Below are 25078 nucleotides of genomic sequence, written 5' to 3' on the forward strand. Positions count from 1 at the left end.
ACCACTCGGCACCTCGCTTAGGCTCGGTGTGCCCGTAATCCGCCAGCGTGGTTTAACGGGGCGCCTAAGATCAAAAGCAGATCAAGATCAAGAGCGGCTCGCGTCGCATCGTGGTTACCGTTGAGCTTACAGAGTTATGTAAATACCTATGCTGCGATGAGGCCCTGACAGACAACGAAGATTAAAGCCCCTCCAACTCCGCCATCAAATCGCTCAACCGATCCACCTTCTCGGCACTGATCTCATTGCCTGCCACCCCCTCGATATACTCGGCCAACTCCGCCACGGTGCTGCACTCGAACATCGCCCGCAACGGCACATCGCGTTGCAGTGTCTTCTGCACCCGCGAGGCAATCTGCGTGGCCAGCAGCGAATGCCCGCCCAGTTCGAAGAAGTTGTCCTGCACCCCGACCCGTTCGACCTTCAGCACCTCGGCCCAGATACCCGCCAACGTGGTTTCCAGCTCAGTGCGCGGCGCCACATAGTCCTGATTGTGCAACTGGCCGATCTCCAGGGCCGGCAGGGCCTTGCGGTCGAGCTTGCCGTTGGCATTCAGGGGCAGGCGCTCAAGCCATAGCCAATGCAGTGGCACCATGTATTCCGGCAGTTCGGTACGCAGGCGTTGCTTGACGCGCTCCAGCTGTTCACTCGGTTCCAGCGTGGCGTCGGCGGCCACCAGGTAGCCGACCAGATGTTTGCCATTGGCTCCCTCTTGCACACCCACCGCCGCGTCGCGCACCTGCGGTTGTTCATGCAGGCGCGCTTCGATTTCACCCAGTTCGATGCGGTAGCCGCGAATCTTCACCTGGTGGTCGATACGCCCGACATACTCCAACACCCCATCGCTGCGACGCCGTGCCAGGTCACCGGTACGGTAGAGGCGCTCACCAGGCGCGCCAAAGGGGTTGGGTACAAACACCTGGGCGGTGCGCAGCGGATCGCTGACATAGCCACGACCGACACCGGTGCCGGCGACGCACAACTCGCCCACCGCCCCTTGAGGCACCAGCTCTAAAGCGCCGTCCAGCAGGTACAAGCGGTTGTTGTCGGTCGGCGTACCAATCGGCAGGTAAGTGCCACGGGTCGACGCCAGATCGACGCGGAAGAACGCCACATCATCGGAGCATTCCGCCGGGCCGTAGGCATTCACCAGGCCAATCTGCGGATAACGCAGCAGCCACTGATGGGCCAGCTCAGGTGGCATCGCCTCCCCGGTAGGCAGCATCCAGCGCAGGCCCTCGAGGCTGATACGCTCCTGGGCTAGCATGCCCTGGATCAGCGACGGCACACTCTCCAGCACGGTGATGCCCTGTGCTTGAACGTGGGCCAGCAACCCTTGCGGATCATGGGCGATGGTATTGGGCACAATGTCCACCCGTGCGCCAAACAGCGGCGCGGCGAGGAACTGCCACACAGAAATATCGAAGCTTTGCGACGCGGTCTGGGCAATCACATCGGCATCGCTCAGGTTCAGGTACGGCACCTTGCTCAACTGGTTATTGAGCATGCCACGCTGTTCGACCATCACGCCCTTGGGCAAGCCGGTGGAACCCGAGGTGTAGATCACGTAGGCAAGGTTGTCCGGGCCGCTGTAGACACCGGGGTTTTCGCCACGGGCGGGCACTTCCTCCCACACCAGCAGTTGGCAATCAACCCCTTGCAGCAACTCGACGGCCTGCTCGCGGCACGCCTCGGTGCACACCAGCAGCGGCGTGCGGCTCATGTCGATGATGCGGCTCAGGCGCGGGCCGGGCAGCCCTGGGTCCAGCGGCAGGTAACCGGCACCGGCCTTGAAGCTGCCGATGATCATGCCGAGCAAGTCCAACCCACGTTCAGCCAGCAACGCCACCGGTTGGTCCAGGCCCACACCGGCCGCAAGCAACGCGTGGCCCAGGCCGTTACTGCGGCGGTTCAGTTCGTCGTAGCTCCATTGCTGGCTCAGGCAACTGGCGGCGATGCGCTGCGGATGCTCTGCCACCTGGGCCTCGAACAGCTCGATGTAGCTCGTCTCCAGCGGATAGGCTCGCTCACTCTGGTTACAGCCCGCCACCAGGAATTCACGTTCCTGCTCGCCAATCAGCGCCAGCTCGGCCATGTCGCCATGGAAGCCCTGCACCAGCGCCAGCAACAGGCGCTTGAACTCAGCGAGCATGCCTTGCACGGTGCTTTCGTCGAAGTAACGCTGGTCGTAGGACAGGTGCAAACCGAGGTCATCGCCGGGGTAGCACACCGCCGTCAGCGGGAAGTTGGTGTGGGTACGCCCGGAATCCGAGGTGGCGTTCAGGCTTTGCGCACGGTCCAGCACCGAGACTTCCACTGGCGCGTTCTCAAACACGAACAGGCTGTCGAACAGCGGCTGGCCCTTGGGCAATTCGCTGTGTTCCTGGATCGTCACCAACGGCAGGTATTCGTACTCGCGCAGTTGCATATTGCTGTCGAGCAAGGCGCTCAACCACTGGCGCACGCTGCAGCGCTCGCCGTCCTCGGGCAGTTTCACCCGAAGCGCAATGCTGTTGATAAACAGGCCGACGGTGCGTTGCATCTCGGGCATGTCCACCGGGCGCCCGGCCACGGTGACGCCGAACAGCACGTCGCGATCGCCACTCAAACGCCGCAGCACCAGGGCCCACGCCGCCTGGGCGAACGTGTTGACGGTAAGCTGATGCGCCTGGGCCAGTTCGCGCAGTTGCGCACCGTCGCGGGCATCCAGGCGGGTGTAGCAGTCGCCCACCACCATGCCGCCACTGCCACCGGCGTGTTCGCGCAGGAACGGGCGGTCACTCGGGATAGGCGTAGCGCGCTCGAAGCCTTGCAAGTTTTGCTGCCACCACTGGCGCGCCTCGTTGAGGTCCTGGCGTTGCAGCCAGGCAATGTAGTCGCGATAGCGCGGCGGCGTCGCCAGTTGCGCATCGCGGCCTTCGCCCAGGGCTGTGTAGATATCGAAGAAGTCATTCATCAGCAGCGAACGGCACCAGGCATCGATCAGGATGTGGTGGTTGCTCATCATGAACCAGTAGCGCGCCTCGCCCACGCGAATCAGGCGCAAGTGGAAAGGCGCCTGGTTGAGCAGGTCAAAACCGGCTTCGCGCTCGGCCTTGAGCAAGGCTTGCAGACGCGGCTCCTGCTGATCCTGCGGGTCGGCGCTCCAGTCCAGGTACTCGATCGGCGTACTGCCGGGCTTGTGGATCACTTGCAGCATGTCTTCGCCGACGTTCCAGCAGAACGAGGCACGCAAGGCTTCGTGGCGGGCGATCACCGCTTGCCAGGCCTGGGCAAAACGCTCCGGGTCCAGGGCGCTGTTGATGCGGTAGCGGTCCTGCATGTAATACAGGCCGGTGCCGGGCTCCAGCAGGGTGTGCAGCAGCAAGCCTTCCTGCATCGGGGTCAGCGGGTAGACGTCTTCGATGGCGCTGGCCGGTACCGGCAAGGCGTCCAGTTGCACCTGGGTCAGGCGCGCCAGGGGGAAGTCGGACGGCGTGAGGCCGCCGGCATCGTCCTGCAGGCAATGGGCGATCAGGCTGTGCAATTCACCCAGATAAGCTTCGGCCAGATCGCGAATCACCTGCTGATCATGCCGCTCACGACTGAACGTCCAGCGTAGCACCAGCTCGCCGCCGTAGACCTGGCTGTCGATGCTCAGTTCATTGGGCAACGGCGCATCCGGGTCATGGGCCAGGCCGGCGGATTCCTCCAGCGGGTGGAACAGCGCATCAGTGCCAAAGCTCTGGTCGAACTGACCCAGGTAGTTGAAGGTAATCTGCGCGCTCGGCAATGCGGCCATGCTCTGCTTGCACAGGTCATCGGCCAGGTAACGCAGCACGCCATACCCCAAACCTTTATGGGGCACGCCACGCAGTTGCTCCTTGATCGCCTTGATCGAGTCGCCGTGCTCGGCCAGCGGCGTCAGGCGCAACGGGTAAGCACTGGTGAACCAACCCACGCTGCGGGTCAGGTCGATGTCATCGAACAAGGTTTCGCGGCCATGGCCTTCCAGTTGGATCAGTGCCGAGGCCTGCCCGCTCCAGCGGCACAGCACGCGGGCCAGGGCGGTCAGCAACAGGTCGTTGACCTGGGTGCGATAGGCACTCGGCGCCTGTTGCAGCAACTGCCGGGTGCGCTCGGCATCCAGGCGCACGCTCACCGTTTCGGCATCGCTATTGCGCCGCGCACCTTGGGGACGCTGTACTGGCAAGGCCAAGGCGGGGCCAGCCAATTGCGCTTGCCACAGGCTCAACTCTTCGCGCAGGGATTCACTGTGGGCATAGGCTTGCAAGCGCGCAGCCCAATCACGCAGCGCGCTGGTTTTGGCCGGCAGGCTGACGGACTGGCCTTCACTGAGTTGGCGATAAACGTTTTGCAGGTCTTCCAGCAGGACGCGCCACGACACGCCGTCCACCACCAGGTGATGGATGGCGATCAGCAAGCGCTGCTGGCCTTGCGGCCCGTCCACCAGCAAGGCGCGCAGCAGCGGCCCCTGTGCCAGGTCGAGGCTGCGCTGAGTGTCGGTGAACAACGCCGTGCACGCCTGCATGTCGCGCACCTGCGCCTGCAGCAGCACGCCGCCTTCCGGCACGCCCAGGTGTTCGGCATGCCATTGCGCATCGCGCGGGGTAAAGCTCAAGCGCAGCGCGTCGTGGTGTTCCAGCACCGCCAGCAGCGCTTGCTCCAGGCGATGGGCATCGAGCAGTTGCAGTGGCTTGAGCACCAACGCCTGGTTCCAGTGCTGGCGCGCCGGGATATCGGTGTCGAAGAACCAGTGCTGAATCGGCGTGAGGCCCGAGGGACCGGTCAGCAGCCCTTGCTCGGCGATGACGCGCTCCGAGCGGGTGGCCACGGCAGCCAGGCTCTGAACCGTCTGGTGCTGGAACAGGTCACGGGGGCTGAAATGAATGCCGACCTGGCGCGCCCGGCTCACCACCTGGATCGACAGAATCGAGTCGCCGCCCAGTTCAAAGAAGTTATCGTCGAGGCCCACTTGCTCCACGTTCAGCACCGCGCACCAGATGGCGGCCAGGCTGTGTTCCAGCTCGCTGCGCGGCGCCACGTAGGCTTGGCGATTGGCCTCTGGGTCCGGCTCAGGCAAGGCGCGGCGGTCGAGCTTGCCGTTGGCGGTCAGCGGCATGCTCTGCAGCACGATCAGATGCGCGGGCACCATGTAGTCCGGTAGTTGCGCCTTGAGGTGCGCCTTCAACGCGTCGCGCAAGGCGGCGTGCTCGGCATCGCTGACCAGGTACGCCACCAATTGCTTGCCGCTCGGCGCATCCAGTGCCAGCACCACCGCTTCGCGCACAGCGTCATGTTCGAGCAAGCGCGTTTCGATTTCGCCCAGTTCGATGCGAAAACCGCGGATCTTCACCTGATGGTCGATGCGCCCCAGGTACTCCACCAGGCCATCGGCGCGTTGGCGTACCAGGTCGCCGGTGCGGTACAGGCGCCCGCCCTTGCCAGCAAACGGGTCTGCGACAAAGCGCTCCGCCGTCATCCCCGGCCGCTGGTGATAACCCTGGGCCAGGCCGGCGCCACCGATGTACAGCTCACCGCTGGCGCCCTGGGGCACCAGCGCCAGGTCGGCGTCGAGAATGTAAGCCACGCGCTCGCCGACGATGCTGCCGATCGGTACGCTGCCTGCGCCCTCCTCCAACTGCTCGGGCGCCAGGCTGGCCAGGGGCATCACCACGGTTTCGGTGGGGCCGTAGGCGTTGAAGAACAGCTGGGGCGTGAACGCTGCGCGGATGCGTTGCAGGTGTTCGCCGGTCAAGGCTTCGCCACCGGTGATGCACATGCGCACCGGCAGCGTCTGTTGCTGGGTCGCCAGCCACTGCGCCAACTGGCTGCCGTAGCTCGGGGTGAAACCGAGCACATTGATGCGATGGGTACGGATCAGCGCGCAGATTTCCTCCGCATCCCACTGGCCCTGGGCGCGCAACACCACCCGCGCCCCGCACAGCAGCGGCACCAGCAAACGCTCGGTGGCAGCGTCGAAGTTGATCGAGTAAAAGTGCAGCTCGCAGTCATCCGGGCGCATGTCAAACCGCTCGATCACCGCCTGGCAATGCATGGCGATCTCACCGTGGGACACCACCACGCCTTTGGGCTTGCCCGTGGAACCCGAGGTGTAGATGAGGTACGCCTGGTGTTGCGCCAGACTCACGAACGGCAGCGCTTCGGCGGGGTAATTGGCCAGCACCGGCGAGTCATCCTCCAGGCACCAGCACGCCACCGTCGCCGGCAACTCACCCAGAGCTTCGAACAGCGCCGCATCACTGAGCAGCAGACCGATGTCACTGTCTTCGATCATGTAATGCAGGCGGTCCAGCGGGTATTCCGGGTCCAGCGGCACATAGGCACCGCCGGCCTTGAGGATCGCCAGCAAACCGACGACCATTTCCAGCGAACGCGGCAGCGCCAGACCCACGCGCACCTGCGGGCCCACGCCACGCTCGCGCAGCATCCAGGCCAGGCGGTTGGCGCGCTCATCCAGTTGCGCATACGAGAGGGTCACACCGGCAAAGGTCAGCGCCGGGGCCTCCGGCCGCTGGCTGGCCTGCTGGCTGAACAGTTGATGGATGCACTGGTCGAGGCGATGCTCGCCCTTCTCCACCCCAAGGCTGTCTTGCAAGGCGCGTTGTTCATACGCGCTCAGCAACGGCAATTCGCTGAGGCGCTGGCCGGGATCGGCGACCAACGCTTCGAGCAGGTTGCGCCAATGCTCGGCCATGCGCGCAATACGCGGCTCGTCGAACAGGTCGGTGCTGTAGGTCAGGCAGCAACCCAGGCGATGGTCGAGGTCGGTGACTTCCAGGTTGAGGTCGAACTTGGTCGCCCGCGCATCGTTGGCCAGGTACTCCACGGTCATGCCAGCCAGTTGGCGGCTTTGCTGGAATTCCCAGCGCTGCACGTTGCACATCACCTGGAACAACGGGTTGTACGCCGCGCTGCGCGGCGGTTGCAGGGCTTCCACCAGATGGTCGAACGGCAGGTCCTGATGGGACTGGCCCTCGATCACGGTATGGCGCACCTGCTCGAACAGCTCGCTGACCCGCATCTGCCCGTTGAGCTGGCAACGCAGCACCTGGGTATTGAGGAACGCGCCAATCAAGCCTTCGCTTTCCGGACGGATACGGTTGGCCACTGGCGCGCCGATGCGCAGGTCGGTCTGGCCGCTGTAGCGGTAGAGCAACACTGCCAGGGTCGCGGTCATGGTCATGAACAGCGTGAGGCCGTGCTGGGCGTTGAAGGCACGCACGCGGGCGGCCAGCTCATCGCTCAAATCAAACCGGTACAGCTCGCCCCGATGGCTTTGCACCGGTGGCCGCGGACGGTCGCCGGGCAGTTCCAGCAACGGGTGTTCGTTGCCCAGTTGGGCGGTCCAGTAGTCCAGCTGACGCTGGCGCTCACCGGCTTCCATCCAATGGCGTTGCCACACGCTATAGTCGAGGTACTGCACCGGCAACGCTGGCAGCGGTGAGTCGCGCTCGTCGATAAAGGCTTCGTACAAGGCGCTGAGTTCACGGGCAAAGATGTCCATGGCCCAGCCCTCGGTGACGATATGGTGCAGGGTCAGCACCAGGTAATGTTCCTGCTCGCCGGCCTTGACCAGGCAGGCGCGCAACAGCGGCCCGGTTTCCAGGTTGAACGGCGTGTGCGCCTCGACATCGGCCAGTTGCTGTAAACGCTGCTGGCGCTGCGGCTCATTCAGCGCGGAGAAATCCTGCCAGTCCATGCGCACGCCGGTTTGCGCCGAGACCTTCTGACAGGCCACACCATCGACACTTGGGAAGGTGGTGCGCAGGGTTTCGTGACGCATGATCAAGGCCTGCAAGGCGGCCTCGAAACGCCCCACATCCAGGACCCCGCGCAGGCGCGCCATGCCGCCGACGTTGTAGGCCGGGCTGTCCGGTTCCATCTGCCAGAGGAACCACATGCGCTGCTGGGAATAGGACAAGGGGACCGGCTGGCTGCGGTCGACTTTGGCGATGGCAGTCTGTTGGTTGCGCTGGCCCGCCGCCTGGATCAGCCCGACCTGCTGGGCAAAATCGCCCAGCACGCTGGCTTCGAACAGGGTGCGCAGGGGCAGTTCGACGTCACAGGCCTGGCGGGTGCGGGAGATGATTTGCGTGGCCAGCAACGAGTGCCCGCCGAGTGCGAAAAAGTCATCGCGCAGGCCGATGCGTGGCAGGCCAAGCACCTCGCGCCAGATCGCGGCGATTTGCAGTTGCAAAGGTGTGTGCGGTTCGACGTGTTCGCGGGTTTGCCATACCGGCTCTGGCAAGGCACGCCGGTCGAGCTTGCCGCTGGGGCTCAGGGGCATGGCGTCCAGGCGCATCAGCAGCGCGGGCACCATGTACTCCGGCAACTCGGCGGCCAGGGCGGTTTTGACCCTTTGCTCATCCAGTTCGGTGTCGGCGGTGTAGTAGCCGATCAACTGTGCATCACGCACCAGCACCACGGCCTGGGCAATGCCTACCTGGGCCAGCAGGCGCGCTTCGATTTCTTCCGGCTCCACCCGGAACCCCCGCAGTTTGACCTGCTGATCGAGGCGTCCGAGGTATTCAAGCACGCCGTCGGCGTTCCAGCGCGCACGGTCACCGGTGCGATACAAGCGGGTGCCCGCCGCGCCCAGCGGGTCGGCGACAAAACGTTCGGCCGTCAGCCCGGCACGGCCCAGGTAACCCCGCGCCAGGCCGATACCGCCGATGCACAGTTCGCCCGGCACACCGGCCGGCAACGGGTTGAGCTGCTCGTCCAGTACGCGGCAGATCACATTGCCCAACGGCCGGCCAATCGGCGAGCGCTCGCCATCCGAGGCGGCGCACTGCCAGTGGGTGACGTTGATCGCGGTTTCGGTCGGGCCATAGCGGTTGTGCAATTGCACCGCTGGCAAGCGCGCCAGTACGCGGTTACGCAGTTCGGCGGGCAAGGCTTCGCCGCCGGAGAACAGGCGACGCAGGCTGGTGCATTCGGCCACCAGCGGCTCGTCGATAAACAGCTGCAACAGCGGCGGCACGAAGTGCAGCGTGGTCACCCCATGTTCCTGCACAAGCTGCGCGATGCGGTGCGGGTCGCGATGTTCGCCCGGCCCGGCCAATACCAGGCGGCAGCCGGCAATCAATGGCCAGAAGCATTCCCACACCGACACGTCGAAACTGATCGGCGCCTTTTGCATCAGCACATCGGTTTCGTTCAGTTGATAGGTGGCCTGCATCCACTGCAAACGCTCGGCCAGGGCGCCGTGGGTGTTGCCCACGCCTTTGGGTTGGCCGGTGGAACCGGAGGTGTAGATCACGTAGGCGAGGTTATCGCCGTGCAGGTGCAAGCCTGGCGCCTGGGTCGGCCAGCTGTCGAGGTGCAGGCTGTCCATGGCAATCACGCACACGCCTTCGGCGCTGGGCAGTTGGGGCAGCAACGCGGTCTGGGTGAGCAGCAGTTGCACGCTGCTGTCCTTGAGCATGTAGGCCAGGCGTTCGGCGGGGTAATCCGGGTCCAGCGGCACGTAGGCGCCACCGGCCTTGATGATGGCGAGCAGGCCGATCAGCAGTTGCGGCGAACGCTCGGCGGCGATGGCTACGCACACGTCCGGGCCGACGCCTTTGTCGCGCAGGTAATGGGCCAGGCGGTTGGCCTGGGTGTGCAATTGGGCGAAGGTCAGGCTGCCGTCCTGCCAGACCAGCGCGGTGGCGTCCGACGTTTGTTGGTTGAGCAGCTCGGGCAGCCAGTGCCGGGCCGGCGCGCAAGGGGCTTCGCTCCAGGGTTGCTGTTCGTCAGCCTGCATCAACGGCAGATCGCCGATGGCGTGTTGTGGTTGCGCGCACACAGCGTGAAGTAGATGGATGAAGTGCTCGGCCAGACGCTGGATGGTCGCGCAATCGAACAGCTCGTCGGCGTAGTCGAACGACAGGCTCAAGCGCCCATTGCGGTCTTCTTCGCTGTGCAGTTGCAGGTCGAACTTGGCTTCGCGGCTGTGCCAGGGCAACTCATCGGCCAGCAGGCCCGGCAGGCGGCGCAAGGCACTGAGGTCACGTTGCTGGTGGTTGAACATGACCTGGAACAGGCCCTGTTCGCGGGCCTGGGGGAAGGCTTCCAGCAGTTGTTCGAAGGGCAGGTCCTGATGGGCCTGGGCGGCCAATGTGGTCTCGCGGGTGGCGGCCAACAGCTGGTTGAACGGCAGGCGCCCGTCCAGCTCGGCGCGCAGCACCAGGGTGTTGATAAAGAAGCCGATCAGGCCCTGGGTTTCATGGCGTGGGCGGTTGGCATTGGGCACGCCGATACGGATATCGCGCTGGCCACTGTAGCGATAGAGCAAGGTCTGGAACGTCGCCAACAACAGCATGAACGGCGTTGAGTCATGGGCCTGGGCGGTCTGGCGGATCGCCGCACTGAGGCGCGCATCCAGGCGCTGGCTATGGCGCGAGGCGCTGTGCCGATGCTGGGCGGCGCGCGGGTGATCGGTGGCCAGGTTCAGGGCCGGATGCTCGTCACCCAACTGCGCTTTCCAGTACGTCAGCTGTCGCTGGCCCTCGCCTTCGGCCAGCCATTGGCGCTGCCAGCTGCCGTAGTCGGCGTATTGCAAGGCCAACGGCGGCAGCTCCAGGGACTGGCCTTGGGCGGCAGCGGCGTACAGGCGCGAGAACTCGTCGATCAGGATATTCAGCGACCAACCGTCAGCAATGATGTGGTGCAACGTCACCAATAGCTGGTGGTCTTCATCGCCCAGGCGCACCAGGGTAACCCGTAGCAACGGGCCTTTTTCCAGGTCGAACGGGCTGCGCGCCTGGTCTTCGCGGACCTGTTGCGCACGGGCTTCGCGTTCGGTGTTGGGCAGGTCACTGAGGTCGATGATCGGCAGTTCGAAATCCGCCGTAGCCTCGACACGCTGAAACGCCTGGCCGTCGCGCTCGTAGAAGCGCGTGCGCAGGGCTTCGTGACGCTGGATCAGTTGCTGGAAGCTGTGGCGCAGTGCGTCTTCATCCAGCTCGCCGCGCAAGTGCAAGGCGCCGGGAATGGTGTAGGCGATGCTGTGAGGGTCCAATTGCCAGGTGATCCACAGGCGGTTCTGTGCCAGGGATTGAGGCAGGTCTTCTTGACGTGACAGCACGTGGATTGCGCCTTGGGCCACGCCGCCATCCTGTTGCAGCTGCGCGACGGCCGTGGCGAAGGCGGCGAGGGTCGGCGCTTCGAACAGCAGGCGCAGGCTCAGTTCCAGCCCCAGGCTTTCGCGCAGGCGGGCGACCACTTGGGTCGCGGTGATGGAGTTGCCCCCCAGCAGGAAAAAGTGATCGTCGCCCGCCACATGAGCCAGTTGCAGTTGTTCGCACCAGATCGCCGCGATCTGCTGTTGCAAGTCCGATTCCAGTGCCACTTCGCTCGCCTGCCCCTGCTGCCCGGGGAACTGCGCATAGCTGTCGAGGCTGCCATCGGCATGCCGAATCGCGCAGGCAGCACGCTGCACTTTGCCGCTGGAGGTCTTCGGCAAGGCGCCGGGGTTGAGCAGCACCACCACGCTCGGGGCTTGCTGGCAGGCCTCGGCCACGGCTTGGCGGATCGCTTTGATCAGCGCTTCGGGCGGCAGGATTTTCTGCACGCTGCGGCTGATTTCCGCGGCGATGCCGATGCCTTCCAGGCCCTGGTCATTGACCGCAAACGCGGCGACCCGGCCCTTGCGCACCACTTCCACTTCGCGCTCGATGGTCTGTTCGATGTCCTGGGGGTAAAGGTTGTGGCCGCGCACGATCAGCAGGTCTTTCAGGCGCCCGGTGATGTACACCTCACCGTCGCGGATAAAACCCAGGTCACCGGTGCGCAACCAGGTGCGGCCAGCATGCTGGACGAAGGTCTTGGCGCTGGCTTGCGGGTTGCGCCAGTAGCCGTGGGCGATGCTCGGGCCCGTGGCCCAGAGTTCGCCGACGCACTGGTCGGGCAGCTCGGTGAGGGTGTGCGGGTCGGCGATCAGCACGGCGTGGTCCGGCTGGCTGGTGCCGCAACTCATGATCGCAGGGCCCTGCCCCGGTTCGGCACGGTTGGCGGCCAGCGCCTGTTCGTCCAGGCGCAGGGCGGGAATGCCATGGCCACGGGTGCCGCCGGCGACAAACAGGGTGGCTTCGGCCAGGCCGTAGGAGGCGAAGAAATTATTCGGGGTGAAACCACAGGCCGCGAATTTTTCCGCGAAGCGTTCCAGGGTGTCGAGGCGGATCGGCTCGGAACCCGAATAGGCGACGCGCCAGCGGCTCAAATCCAGGCGTTCCAGGGCCGACTCACTGACCCGTTCGCTGCACAGGCGGTAGGCGAAGTCCGGGCCACCGCTGATAGTGCCGCCGTATTCGCTGATCGCCTCCAGCCAGCGCAAAGGTCGGCCAAGGAAGTAGGCCGGCGACATCAACACGCAGGGCACGCCGCTGAAGATCGGTTGCAGCAGGCCGCCGATCAGGCCCATGTCGTGGTACAGCGGCAACCAGCTGACGATCACGTCATCGGGGTTGAGGTCGATGCCAAAACCACGGCGGATCAGCACTTCGTTGGCCACCAGGTTGCCGTGGCTGACTTGCACGCCCTTGGGCAATGCGGTGGAGCCGGAGGTGTATTGCAGGAACGCGATGTCGTCGGCCTTGAGGTCGGGCTCGACCCACTGGTCGGCCTGCTGCGCCTCCAGGGTATCGACACTCAACACCGTGGGCGCGTTTTCAATCTGCGCCAGGCCCTCGCTGAGGCTGGCAATGGTCAACAGCAGCCGCGGCTCGGCATCGCTGATGATCGACAGCAGGCGCTCCTGGTGATGACGACGCGTAGACTCCGGTGGATAAGCCGGCACCGCGATCACCCCGGCGTACAGGCAACCAAAGAACGCCGCCACATAGTCCGGGCCACTCGGGAACAGCAACACCGCACGCTCGCCCAGGCCAGCGTTGGCTTGCAAGGCGGCGGCGATGGTGCGGGCGCGTTGGTCGAGGTCGCGATAACTGAGCACCACACTGTGCTCGGCACTCTCGGCGAGGAAGCGCAACGCCACCTGGTCCGGCGTCTGCGCAGCACGCTGTTGAAGGGACTGGACCAGGGTGCGGGGAAGTTCGAAGGCGTCCATCATGGGGTTCCTGCCTGAAATCGGCTTACGGGAAATTCGGGAAGTCGGTGGGGTTCAGCCGGCGACGAGCTGCCGCGTCGCACCAATGCGCCAGCGCGCCAAGTGCTCGTCGGCATAGCGACGCACGCAGCGCAGCACGGCGCTTTCGTGCTGCACGAGGAAGAAGTGATGGCCGTCAAACATGTCCAGGGAAAACCCACTGGCGGCGTCGAGTTGCCAGTCGAGCAACTGGTCGGCACGCACGCTGTCTTGCTTGCCACCGAACACATGGATCGGCAGCGCCAGGGGCTGGCGCTCGCCATAGGTGAAACTGCCGCACAGCAGGAAATCAGCGCGCAGGATCGGCAACATCAGTTGCATCAGCTCGGGGTTGGCCAGGGCTTCTTCGGCGGTGCCCTGCAATTCGCGCAGTCGGGCAATCAGTTGGGCATCGGTCTTTTCGACGGCGTACCCGCTCACATCACGACGCGCCGGGCCCGCCGTGCCGGACGCGAACAACGCCAGGGGCGCGGGCAGATTGCGCGCGTTCAGAGCGTGAGCCAATTCAAACGCCAACAGCCCGCCAAGGCTGTGGCCGAACAAGGCATAGGGGCCATCCAGATCACGGCTGATTTCTTCAGCAAGCTGCGCGGCCAAGGCCTTGATATCGCGCTGCAATGGCTCGTCCATGCGCATGCCGCGTCCCGGCAATTCCAGCGGGCACACTTGCAGCCAGTCCGGCAGGACCCGGCGCCAGCGAGCGTAGACCGAGGCGCTGGCGCCTGAGTGGGGCAGGCAAAACAGGCGCAGCCGCAGGGACGTACTCATCCCGCGAGGACTCCGAACTGAAACACGCTGAATGCACGATAAAAACCCATCTGGTCCTCCTGCGGGTGCTGATCCTTGGCCGTTGTACTAACGAACCTGTCACCCATGAGAACGGACGGAGCCTTCAAATAATTAGTCGCCGGGGGCGAGCGAGACGTGGTTCACACCTTTGCCCAAGGCATAAGATTAGTTCGCCTTCTCATTTGACAATCATTATCATTAAGCATAATTTGTTGCCCGATATGTAGGAGGCCTCAGCAGGGATGCCCTCCCCTAACCTATTCGCAGCAAGGTGATTTCCATGACGGAACAAGTATCCACAGGCAGGTGCGATTCACCCCTTCTCCAGGCGTTCGTCGACAATCGACTGATTTTGGTGAAGATCGCGGCCCGTATCACCGGGTGCCGCTCCCGCGCCGAAGACGTGGTGCAGGACGCCTACTTCCGGCTGCAGTCGGCGCCGACCATCACCTCATCGTTCAAGGCCCAACTGAGTTATCTGTTTCAGATCGTGCGCAACCTGGCGATCGATCATTACCGCAAGCAGGCTCTGGAGCTCAAATACTCCGGGACCGAAGAGGAAGGCTTGAATGTGGTTATTCACGGCGCTTCACCGGAAACCTCGCACATCAATTTCAACACCCTGGAAAACATCGCTGACGCCCTGACGCAACTGCCCCAGCGCACCCGCTACGCGTTCGAGATGTACCGCTTGCATGGCGTGCCGCAAAAAGACATCGCCAAGGAGCTTGGGGTGTCTCCGACCTTGGTGAACTTCATGATTCGCGATGCGCTGGTGCATTGCCGCAAGGTGTCGGGCAGTCATAGTGATACGTTTGCGCGGCGGGTTTAATGCAGCGCAGACATATGGGGGTAAGGGCTCCACGGTAACTACGATGCAAAGCGAGCCGCTCTTGATCTTGATCTGCTTGTGATCTTGGGCGCCCCCCCAAATCACTGGCGGATTACGGGCACACCGAGCCTAGGCGAGGTGCCGAGTGGTGGGGCAAGAGCGTTTTGCTTACTTTTGTCTGGGCCGGCATTCCGGCTTTTCAAAAGTGAGCCGCTGTAAAAGCGGAACCCTAAGTAGCCGTTACCGCAGGAATGGATATGTACACGGTCCAACTGTGTTGACTGTCAGGCCGTCTTCGCAGGCAAGCCAGCTCCCACATTGGATCGCGGGGCATCAGTTATATCTGTGTCGACTGTCAGGCCGTCATCGCAGGCAAGCCAGCTCCCACAGTTGATCCCACTGAGCCCGAAAGATTTTATTTACAAAGACCTCAGGGCAGCGGCGTCACATCAATTCGATACGGCTCGAAAATCTTCAACATCTGACCATTATCACGCAGCCCCTTGAGCAACCCGGCAAACGCCGGCCCGGTGATCGGTGCCTTGGGCCGCAGCAACGCGTAGTGGTGATACACCTGGTCAATACGCTCCGACACCAAAAACTGCCCCGCCATGTCTGCGTTGCGCACCATGAAATCACTCAGGTACGAACGGGTAACCAGCGCAATATCCGCACGCCCACGGGCAACCATCAGCAGGTTACTGTCATGGGAATAGGTCAACGTCGCGTTGAAACGCTCGGCCATGTTCTTGGGATCGGGATTGAAGTCGGCAAAGGCATAGTGATACCCGCTGAATACCGCCAGGCGCTTACCGGAGAGGTCGGCGAAGTAGCTCTGGTCGCGCCCGGGTTGACGCTGGGCAACGAATATTTCCGCATCTTCCAGCCCCATATCAACACTGGTATGGGCAATATTCTGCCAACCCCAGGACGGGTTTTCGAAGATGGCCATGTCGACCCGGCCTTGCTCGAAGTCACGAAAACGCCGGGGGATCGAGGTAGGCACCACCACAAACTGGTAGTCGGTTTGCGCAGCGTTCAACGCCTCGACCAATTGCGGCAGCAACCCGGTGTCGGCGCCTTGTTCAGGGCGTACGGTGTAGGGCGGAAAATGCGCCGCGCCGATTCTCACCAACTGCGCGGCACCGGCCTGCGTCCACGCGGCGGTGCCCAGTGCCCATAAAGTAAGTCCTGCAGCCAGCCGCCATGGCGAAAACATCGAGGCACGCACCGTTGAAGAGTTCAATGCCGATAAGCTAGGCGTTTTTACTTGGGGAGACAACTTTCGCCAGCAAATTAATAACTTGCGCCTCAGTCCGACTTCAGCACCATCAACAAAGCCTCTTCGGCCAACTCTTCAAGGGTCAGGCTGCCTTGGGCACGAAACCAGGTGGTGGTCCAGGACAAGGCGCCAGTGAGGAAGCGCCGGGTGATAAACACATCGCCCCGGATGTAGCCAGCGGCCTTGGCCTCGCCCAGTACCTGCAACCAGATCTGCTCATACACGTCACGCAGGGCCAGCACGTGCGCCTGGCCTTCGGCCGACAGCGAGCGCCATTCGTAGACCAGCACCGCCATGGCCTCGCCACTGCCGCCCATGATCGACTGCAACTCGCAGCGGATCAGCGCCAGCACGCGTTCGCGCACCGTGCTCGCCTCCTCCAGTGAAGCGCGCATCATCGCGGTGTTGTAATGGATGGTTTCCTCCATCACCGCACGCAATATCTCATCCTTGCTCTTGAAGTGATGAAAGATGCTGCCGGACTGGATGCCCACGGCGCTGGCCAGATCTCGCACAGTGGTGCGCTCGAACCCCTTGTTGCGAAACAGATGAGCTGCGGTTTGCAGCAACTTGCCGCGGGCGCTCTCGGGGTCGGTCAATTGGCCACCATCGACCATGGTGCGCATCACCCCCAGGGCTTTGTGCTCATCCATGCTGCTCTCCTTCACGTCTACTGTCGTCTTGGCCGGCAATTTAGGCCGTGACTGCCACCCAAGCAAGCGCTTGGGTAAAACTTGTGACTGGAGTTTACAAACCAAGCGCTTGCTTGGTAGTCTCGGCACCAGCCCTTGGAGGAAGGATTTCTCATGAGCAAGACGGTACGTATCGGCTGCGCCAGCGCCTTCTGGGGCGACACTTGCACCGCCGCCGCCCAATTGGTGCAGGGCGGCGCCTTGGATTACCTGGTGTTCGATTACCTGGCGGAAGTCACCATGTCGATCCTCGCCGGTGCCCGCCTGAAAGACCCCCAGGCCGGTTACGCCACGGATTTTGTCGAGGTGCTTACGCCCCTGCTGGCGGATATCCAGCGCCAGGGCATCCGGGTGATCAGCAATGCCGGCGGTATCAACCCCCAGGCCTGCGCCGCCGCCCTGCAGGCGGCCTGCGATAACGCCCACATCCCGCTGAAAATCGCCGTGTTGCTGGGTGATGACCTGCACCCTCAACTCAAACAGCTGCCACCTGTCACCGACCTGTACAACGGCGCCCCGCTGCCGCCCCTGTGCGTGTCCGCCAACGCCTACCTCGGCGCACCGGGCATTGCCCAGGCATTGGGGCTCGGCGCCGATATTGTCATCACCGGCCGGGTGGTCGACAGCGCAGTGGTCAGCGCGGCACTGGTGCATGAATTCAATTGGTCATGGCAGGACTACGATCACCTGGCCCAGGCTGCCCTGGCCGGGCATATCATCGAATGCGGCGCCCAATGCACCGGCGGTAACTTCACCGACTGGCGTGACGTGCCCGACTACGAACACATCGGCTTCCCTATCGTCGAAGTCAGCGCCGACGGCCAGTTCACCGTCAACAAGGTCGAAGGCAGCGGCGGGCTGATCAGCGAACTCAGCGTGGCCGAACAACTGCTGTATGAAATCGGTGACCCGCGCGCCTATGTGCTGCCGGACGTGATCTGCGATTTCAGCCAGGTCAAACTGCAGCAACAAGGCAAACACGCGGTGCGCCTGCACGGCGCCAAGGGCCTGCCACCCACCGACCAGTACAAGGTCAGCGCCACTTACCCCGATGGCTTTCGCTGCACCGCCAGTTGCCTGCTCGCTGGCATCGACGCGGTGGCCAAGGCCGAGCGGGTTAGCCAGGCGCTCATCAACAAGACTTCGGAGCTGTTCAGCCAGCGCGGCTGGGCGCCCTACACCGACGTCGATATCGAACTGCTCGGCAGCGAAGCCACCTACGGCGCCCACGCCCGGCGTGCGGATTGCCGTGAAGTGGTGGTGAAGCTGGCGGTGCGGCACCCGAGCAAGCAGGCGCTGGTGCTGTTCGCCCGCGAGATCGCCCAGGCGGCCACCGGCATGGCACCGGGGCTGACCGGCATTGTTGGCGGGCGGCCGACGGTGTATCCGCTGATTCGGCTGTTTTCGTTCCTGGTCGACAAATCACGGTGTAGCGTCGCCATCGAGTACCAAGGCCAACGTTATGCCGTCGAGCTGCCCGCCTCCGCGCCTCTGCTCACGCCGGCTGTGCCCATCGAGCCGGCCAAGCCGGAGGGCCGTGCCGATGCCAGTGTGCCGCTGGTGAAACTCGCCGTGGCGCGCTCAGGTGACAAGGGCAACCACAGCAATATTGGCGTGATCGCCCGCCACCCCGACTACCTGCCGTGGATCGCCGAAGCCCTGACCCCGGAGGTGATCGTCGACTGGATGGACCACGTGCTCGACCCGATCCATGGCCGCGTCGAACGCTGGTACTTGCCCGGCAGCCACAGCCTGAATTTCCTGCTGGAGAATGCCCTGGGCGGCGGCGGTATCGCCAGCCTGCGCATCGACCCGCAAGGCAAAGCCTTCGCTCAGCAACTGCTGGAAATCCCCATCGCCGTACCGCAGCACATTGCCGACCAACTCACCTAAAGGACCGTTGCCGTGGCCTTCGACTCGATCTTCAAAGCCGACCTGTTCAAGGGGCAAACCGTGATTGTCACCGGAGGCGGCAGTGGCATTGGCCGCTGCACCGCCCATGAGCTGGCGGCCCTTGGTGCCTGCGTGATCCTGGTGGGGCGCAAGCCAGAAAAACTACAGAAGGTCGCGGCGGAAATTGCAGAAGATGGCGGCGTCGCCCATTGGCAGGCCTGTGACATCCGCGATGAAGAGGCGGTGAAGGCACTGGTCACGCAAGTCCTGCACGACCACGGCCCCATCCATGGGCTGGTGAATAACGCTGGCGGCCAATACCCGTCGCCACTGGCCGCGATCAATCAGAAGGGCTTTGAAACCGTACTGCGCACCAACCTGGTGGGCGGTTTCCTGATGGCGCGGGAAGTGTTCAACCAGTCGATGAGCAAGCACGGTGGCGCGATCGTCAACATGCTCGCCGACATGTGGGGCGGCATGCCCGGCATGGGCCACTCCGGCGCGGCGCGCTCCGGCATGGACAACTTCACCAAGACCGCCGCATTTGAGTGGGGCTATGCCGGGGTGCGCGTCAACGCCGTGGCGCCTGGTTGGATTGCCTCCAGCGGCATGGACACCTACGAAGGCGCCTTCAAGGCGGTGATTCCCACCCTGCGTGAGCATGTGCCGCTCAAGCGCATCGGCACCGAGTCGGAAGTCAGCGCGGCCATCGTCTTCCTGCTCAGCCCGGCTGCGGCCTTTATCAGCGGTAGCACCCTGCGCATCGACGGCGCCGCCAGCCTGGGCAGCCGCGCATGGCCGCTGCACAAGGCGCAAGCGCCGAGCGAGCCATTCAACGGGTTCCACCGCGCCTACCTGCCGGATGTGCTCAAGGCGGAGCAATAACGCCATGCCAGTCATTGAAACCATGATCGACCCTAACAGCCCAGCGTTCGCGCAAAACCGTGACGCCATGCTGGCCACCATCGCCCAGTTGCGCCAGCTGGAACACACCCTGCTGGCCAAGGCCCAGGAAGCCAAGCCCAAGTTCGACAAGCGCGGCCAATTGCTGCCCCGTGAGCGCCTCAACCTGCTGCTGGACCCTGGAGCGCCGTTCCTGGAGCTGGCCAGTCTGGCCGGCTACAAACTCCACGACGACAAAGATGGCAGTGCCGCCGGGGGTGGGCTGATCGCCGGCATCGGCTATGTCAGCGGCGTGCGCATGCTGGTGGTGGCCAACAACAGCGCGATCAAGGGCGGCACCATTTCCCCCTCCGGGCTGAAAAAATCCCTGCGCCTGCAACAGATCGCCATGGAGAACAAACTGCCAGTGGTGACCCTCGCCGAAAGCGGCGGCGCCAACCTCAACTACGCCGCCGAGATTTTCGTTGAAGGCGCGCGCAGCTTTGCCAACCAGGCACGCATGTCCGCCATGGGCTTGCCGCAGATCACCGTGGTGCACGGCTCGGCCACGGCCGGTGGTGCGTATCAGCCGGGCCTGTCGGATTACGTGGTGGTGGTGCGCGGCAAGGCCAAGCTGTTCCTCGCCGGGCCACCGTTGCTCAAGGCCGCCACCGGCGAAGTCGCCACCGATGAAGAACTGGGGGGTGCGCAGATGCACGCGCAAACCGCCGGCACCGCTGAGTACCTGGCCCAAGACGATGCCGACGGCGTGCGCATCGTGCGTGAGATTGTGGGCCTGCTGCCCTGGAATGACCGTTTGCCGCACGTGCCACAACGCGCCTATCGAGAACCGCTGTACCCGATTGAGGAACTGTTGGGGCTGATTCCCGATGACCCGAAAAAGCCCTATGACGTGCGCGAAATCCTGGCGCGCCTGGCCGACGGTTCCAACCTGCTGGAATTCAAGGGCGAGTTCGATCCCCACACCGTCTGCGCCCATCTGCATATCCAGGGGCGCGCCGTGGGAGTGATCGGCAATAACGGCCCCATCACGCCGAAGGGCGCGAGCAAGGCCGCGCAGTTTATCCAGCTGTGCGACCAGAGCCGCACGCCGCTGCTGTTTTTGCACAACACCACCGGCTTCATGGTGGGCACCGAGTCGGAACAGCAAGGGGTGATCAAGCACGGCGCGAAGATGATCCAGGCGGTGGCCAATGCCCGTGTGCCTAAACTCACCATCGTGGTCGGTGGTTCCTACGGTGCCGGCAACTACGCAATGTGCGGTCGCGGCCTGGACCCCCGCTTTATCTTCGCCTGGCCCAACAGCCGCACCGCGGTGATGGGCGGCGCACAAGCGGGCAAGGTGCTGCGCATTGTCACCGAGGCCAAGCAACTCAAGGACGGCCTGGTGCCCGACCCCAAGGTGCTCGACATGCTCGAACAGGTCACCGCGCAGAAGCTCGACAGCCAGTCCACCGCCCTCTACGGCAGCGCCAACCTGTGGGACGACGGGCTGATTGACCCACGGGATACCCGCACCTTGCTCGGATTTTTGCTGGATATCTGTCACGAAGCAGAACTGCGGCAACTGCAACCGAATAGCTTTGGTGTGGCGCGTTTCTAATCAGGAGAACAATAAAAATGATCTTCACCCAGGAACACCAGGAACTGCGCCGCACCGTGCGCGCCTTCGTCGACCGCGAGATCAACCCGCACGTAGATGAATGGGAAAAAGCCGGGCGCTTCCCCATTCACGAAATCTTCCGCAAGGCCGGCGACCTCGGCCTGCTGGGCATCTCCAAACCGGAAAAATTCGGCGGCATGGGCCTGGACTACAGCTACTCCATTGTCGCCGCCGAAGAGTTCGGCACCATCCGCTGCGGCGGCATCCCCATGTCCATCGGCGTGCAGACCGATATGTGCACCCCGGCCCTGGCGCGCTTCGGCTCCGATGAACTGCGCGAAGAGTTCCTGCGCCCGGCCATCAGCGGCGAACAAGTGGGCTGCATCGGCGTCTCGGAAACCGGCGCCGGCTCCGACGTGGCCGGGCTCAAGACCCATGCGCGCAAGGATGGTGATGACTACGTGATCAATGGCAGCAAGATGTGGATCACCAATTCGCCCAGCGCTGACTTCATCTGCCTGCTGGCCAACACCTCGGACGACAAGCCGCACATCAACAAATCCCTGATCATGGTGCCGATGAACAGCCCCGGCATCAGCGTCAGCCCGCCGTTGGAAAAACTCGGCATGCACAGCTCCGAGACCGCCCAGGTGTTTTTCGACGGCGTGCGCGTACCGCAACGCAACCGCATCGGCCACGAAGGCGCGGGCTTCATGATGCAGATGTTGCAGTTTCAGGAAGAACGCCTGTTTGGCGCGGCCAATATGATCAAGGGCCTGGAGTACTGCATCGACAGCACCATTGAATACTGCAAAGAGCGCCAGACGTTCGGCAAGGCGTTGATCGACAACCAGGTGATCCACTTCCGCCTGGCGGAACTGGCCACCGAAATCGAATGCCTGCGCGCCTTGGTCTACCAGGCCACCGAGCAGTACATCAAGGGCCAGGACGTCACGCGGCTGGCCTCCATGGCTAAACTCAAGGCCGGGCGCCTGGGCCGTGAGGTCAGCGACAGTTGCCTGCAATATTGGGGCGGCATGGGCTTCATGTGGGACAACCCGGTAGCCCGCGCCTATCGCGACGTGCGCCTGGTCTCGATTGGCGGCGGTGCCGACGAAATCATGCTGGGCATCATCTGCAAACTGATGGGCACCCTGCCCGGTAAAAAGCCATGAACACCTTGCTGCTAGAAGCCCACAACGGCGTGCTGCATATCACCCTCAACCGGCCCGAATGCCGCAATGCAATGAGCCTTGAAATGGTCAATGAGCTGCGTGCGGTACTGGCGCAGTTGGACAGCCAGGTGCGCGCCGTGGTGATCAGCGGCGCGGGCGGGCATTTTTGCGCGGGGGCCGATGTGAAGGATCTGGTCAGCGCGGGGGATCAACTGCAAGCGTTGAACCGCGCATTTGGCACCTTGCTGCAAGAGGTGCAGGCACTGACACCCGTGGTGATCGCGGTGCTGCAAGGCGCGGTGCTGGGCGGTGGGTTCGGGCTGGCGTGCGTGAGTGATATTGCGATTGCAGAGGGCCAGGCGCAGTTCGGCTTGCCCGAGACCCGCCTGGGGTTGTTGCCGGCACAGATTGCGCCGTTTGTGGTCAAGCGTATTGGCCTTACTCACACGCGGCGCCTGGCGCTGACGGCGGCGCGGTTTGATGGGGTGGAGGCTGGGCGGCTGGGAGTGGTGCATTTTGTCGAGCACGACGCCCAGGCATTGGCGCAGCGGGTGGATGAGGTATTGGGGCAGGTGTTGCAGTGTGCGCCGGGGGCGAACGCACGGACTAAAGCGCTGTTGCTGGCCAGTGTGGATGAGCCCCTTGAGGCCGTGCTGGATCGCGGGGCGCAGTGGTTTGCCGAGGCGGTGAGGAGTGAAGAAGGGGTTGAGGGGACGCAGGCGTTTGTGCAGAAGCGAAAGCCGAGTTGGTCTCGATGACGCCATCGCAGGCAAGCCAGCTCCCACAGGGGGAGACATTTCAAATGTGGGAGCTGGCTTGCCTGCGAAGAGGCCCCAACACACGCCACATCCACCAAGGGATAACCCAATGCCCGCATTCACCAAGATCCTGATCGCCAACCGCGGAGAAATCGCCTGCCGCATCCAGCGCACTGCCCAGGCCCTCGGCTACCGCACCGTGGCCGTGTACAGCGACGCGGATACCGACGCCCTGCACGTGCAGATGGCCGACGAAGCCGTACACATCGGCCCGGCGCCCGTACACCAGTCCTACCTGAACACAGAGGCCATCCTCGCCGCCGCCCAACTGACTGGCGCCGACGCCATTCACCCCGGCTACGGCTTCCTCTCGGAAAACCCCGACTTCGCCCGCGCCTGCCAGCAGGCCACGCTCACCTTCATCGGCCCCAGCGCCGAGGCGATCGAACTGATGGGCAGCAAACGCCTGTCCAAACTCGCCATGCTCGACGCCGGCGTACCTTGCATCGCCGGCTATCAAGGCAGTGCCCAGGACGATGCCACCCTGCAACAGGAAGCCGAACGCATCGGCTTCCCGCTGATGGTCAAGGCCAGCGCCGGCGGCGGTGGGCGTGGCATGCGCCTGGTGCACCAGCGCGAACAGCTGCTGGAGCAATTGCGCACCGCACGCTCGGAAGCCATGAATGCGTTCGGCAGCGACGAGTTGATCCTCGAACAGGCGCTGATCGACCCGCGCCACGTGGAAGTGCAACTGTTCGGCGACAGCCATGGCAACCTGATTTACCTCGGCGAACGCGACTGTTCGATCCAGCGCCGCCATCAGAAAGTCATTGAAGAAGCGCCCTGCCCCGTGATGACGCCCAATCTGCGCCAGGCCATGGGCGAAGCCGCGCTCAAGGCCGGGCGGGCGGTGAACTATGTGGGTGCCGGCACCGTGGAGTTTCTGCTCGACCGCAGCGGCCAGTTTTATTTCCTGGAAATGAACACGCGCCTGCAAGTCGAACACCCCGTCACCGAGATGATTACCGGTCTCGACCTGGTGGACTGGCAGTTGCAGATCGCCGCCGGCCAACCGCTGCCACTCACCCAATCACAGGTGACCCTGACCGGCCACGCCATGGAAGTACGCCTGTACGCCGAAGACCCGGCCCAGGGCTTCCTGCCGCAAACCGGTGACGTGTTGCGTTGGGAACCAGCCCCCGGCGTACGCATCGACCATGGATTGCTTGAAGGCCAAACCGTCAGCCCGTTCTACGACCCGATGCTGGGCAAGATCATCGCCCACGGCGCCAGCCGCGAAGAAGCCCGGCGAAAACTGCTGCGGGCCGTGGAAGACAGCGTATTGCTGGGCGTGGCGACCAACCAGCGTTTGCTCATCGACCTGCTCAAGCACCCGGACTTTATCAACGGCGACTTCAGCACGGGCTTGATCGCCGAACACTTCAGCGTCATCCCACAGCACACGGCGACCGCTGAACAGCTCAAGCTGGCCGCCGCGCTGTTTTATCAACACAGCGCCAACCAGCACACCCAAACACTTGCGCGCTGGCGCAATACGGCGAGTGTCCCCGTAACGTACCGTCTGGAGGCCAATGGACAACTCCACAGCGTCAGCGTTGACGACCTGCAACTCACCACCGATGGCCGCCACGCCAGCCTGGTCATCAAGGGGGTCCGCCGCCGCATCGCTTATCACCTGGACGGCAACCGGCTATGGCTACCAGGGCTGACTGTCACAGACCGCACCCAGCAAGTCGCCAGCCGCCAGGCCGACGCCAGCAGCGGCACGGTCCAGGCGCCCATGGACGGCGCCATCGTCGATATACGGGTGTGCGTCGGTGAGACCGTCAGCAAAGGCCAACTGTTGCTGGTGCTCGAAGCGATGAAAATGGAGCACCCGTTGAAGGCCGGCATCGATGGCACCGTCAAGGAGATGCGCGTCATGACGGGCGATCAGGTGCGCAACCGTCAGGTTTTGCTGGAGATCGAATAACGCCCCTAGGCGGAACTACAGGGCCGGGCTACGCTCTATCCCCA

The 25078-nt window shown here is 63.6% G+C and carries 11 protein-coding genes; 7 read left to right on the forward strand and 4 right to left on the reverse strand.

What is annotated here, in order from left to right; genetic code table 11:
• Positions 1–181: 181 nt before the first annotated feature.
• The gene (locus GIV35_RS19265) at positions 182–13078 is read right to left on the reverse strand and encodes a non-ribosomal peptide synthetase (RefSeq protein ID WP_236265240.1); all 12897 of its coding nucleotides are present in this window, start codon (positions 13076–13078) and stop codon (positions 182–184) included.
• A 51-nt stretch (positions 13079–13129) separates the two neighbouring features.
• On the reverse strand, positions 13130–13882 hold the full coding sequence (locus GIV35_RS19270) for a thioesterase II family protein (RefSeq protein WP_105227551.1): 753 nt from the start codon (positions 13880–13882) through the stop codon (positions 13130–13132).
• 301 nt (positions 13883–14183) lie between these two features.
• Here GIV35_RS19270 and GIV35_RS19275 point away from each other — a divergent pair, with 301 nt between their 5' ends.
• The gene (locus GIV35_RS19275; protein WP_032904207.1) at positions 14184–14735 is read left to right on the forward strand and encodes an RNA polymerase factor sigma-70; all 552 of its coding nucleotides are present in this window, start codon (positions 14184–14186) and stop codon (positions 14733–14735) included.
• Between the two features lie 430 nt (positions 14736–15165).
• Here GIV35_RS19275 and GIV35_RS19280 read toward each other — a convergent pair whose 3' ends face one another.
• Both GIV35_RS19280 and GIV35_RS19285 read right to left on the reverse strand, forming a co-directional pair.
• A complete protein-coding gene (locus GIV35_RS19280) occupies positions 15166–15954 on the reverse strand; it encodes a substrate-binding periplasmic protein (protein WP_236265242.1) in 789 nt (262 codons plus the stop codon).
• 92 nt (positions 15955–16046) lie between these two features.
• Positions 16047–16670, reverse strand: coding sequence for a TetR/AcrR family transcriptional regulator (locus tag GIV35_RS19285; protein WP_034126813.1), 624 nt, complete (start codon positions 16668–16670; stop codon positions 16047–16049).
• 153 nt (positions 16671–16823) lie between these two features.
• Between GIV35_RS19285 and GIV35_RS19290 the strand changes: the two genes are divergently transcribed.
• The 6 genes from GIV35_RS19290 to GIV35_RS19315 all read left to right on the forward strand — a co-directional run bounded on the left by GIV35_RS19290 (position 16824) and on the right by GIV35_RS19315 (position 25034).
• Positions 16824–18602: an acyclic terpene utilization AtuA family protein gene (locus GIV35_RS19290; protein WP_223023171.1), complete on the forward strand. Its 1779-nt coding sequence runs from the start codon at positions 16824–16826 to the stop codon at positions 18600–18602.
• A 12-nt stretch (positions 18603–18614) separates the two neighbouring features.
• Positions 18615–19487: an SDR family oxidoreductase gene (locus GIV35_RS19295; RefSeq protein ID WP_105227564.1), complete on the forward strand. Its 873-nt coding sequence runs from the start codon at positions 18615–18617 to the stop codon at positions 19485–19487.
• 4 nt (positions 19488–19491) lie between these two features.
• Entirely contained in the window at positions 19492–21108 is a 1617-nt protein-coding gene (gene atuC, locus GIV35_RS19300; RefSeq protein ID WP_200647968.1) for a geranyl-CoA carboxylase subunit beta, read from the forward strand.
• A 17-nt stretch (positions 21109–21125) separates the two neighbouring features.
• Positions 21126–22283 (forward strand): citronellyl-CoA dehydrogenase, encoded by a 1158-nt coding sequence (atuD, locus tag GIV35_RS19305; RefSeq protein ID WP_105227568.1) that lies wholly within the window; start codon positions 21126–21128, stop codon positions 22281–22283.
• Positions 22280–23041, forward strand: coding sequence for an enoyl-CoA hydratase/isomerase family protein (locus GIV35_RS19310; protein ID WP_060765051.1), 762 nt, complete (start codon positions 22280–22282; stop codon positions 23039–23041). The genes atuD and GIV35_RS19310 overlap by 4 nt, the downstream gene beginning before the upstream one ends.
• A gap of 109 nt (positions 23042–23150) precedes the next feature.
• Positions 23151–25034, forward strand: a complete 1884-nt coding sequence (locus tag GIV35_RS19315; RefSeq protein ID WP_236304439.1) for an acetyl/propionyl/methylcrotonyl-CoA carboxylase subunit alpha — start codon at positions 23151–23153, stop codon at positions 25032–25034.
• Positions 25035–25078: the final 44 nt, after the last annotated feature.

It is taken from the genome of Pseudomonas sp. PA-1-6B, assembly GCF_021609545.1.
Taxonomy (GTDB): Bacteria; Pseudomonadota; Gammaproteobacteria; order Pseudomonadales; family Pseudomonadaceae; genus Aquipseudomonas; species Aquipseudomonas fluorescens_BV.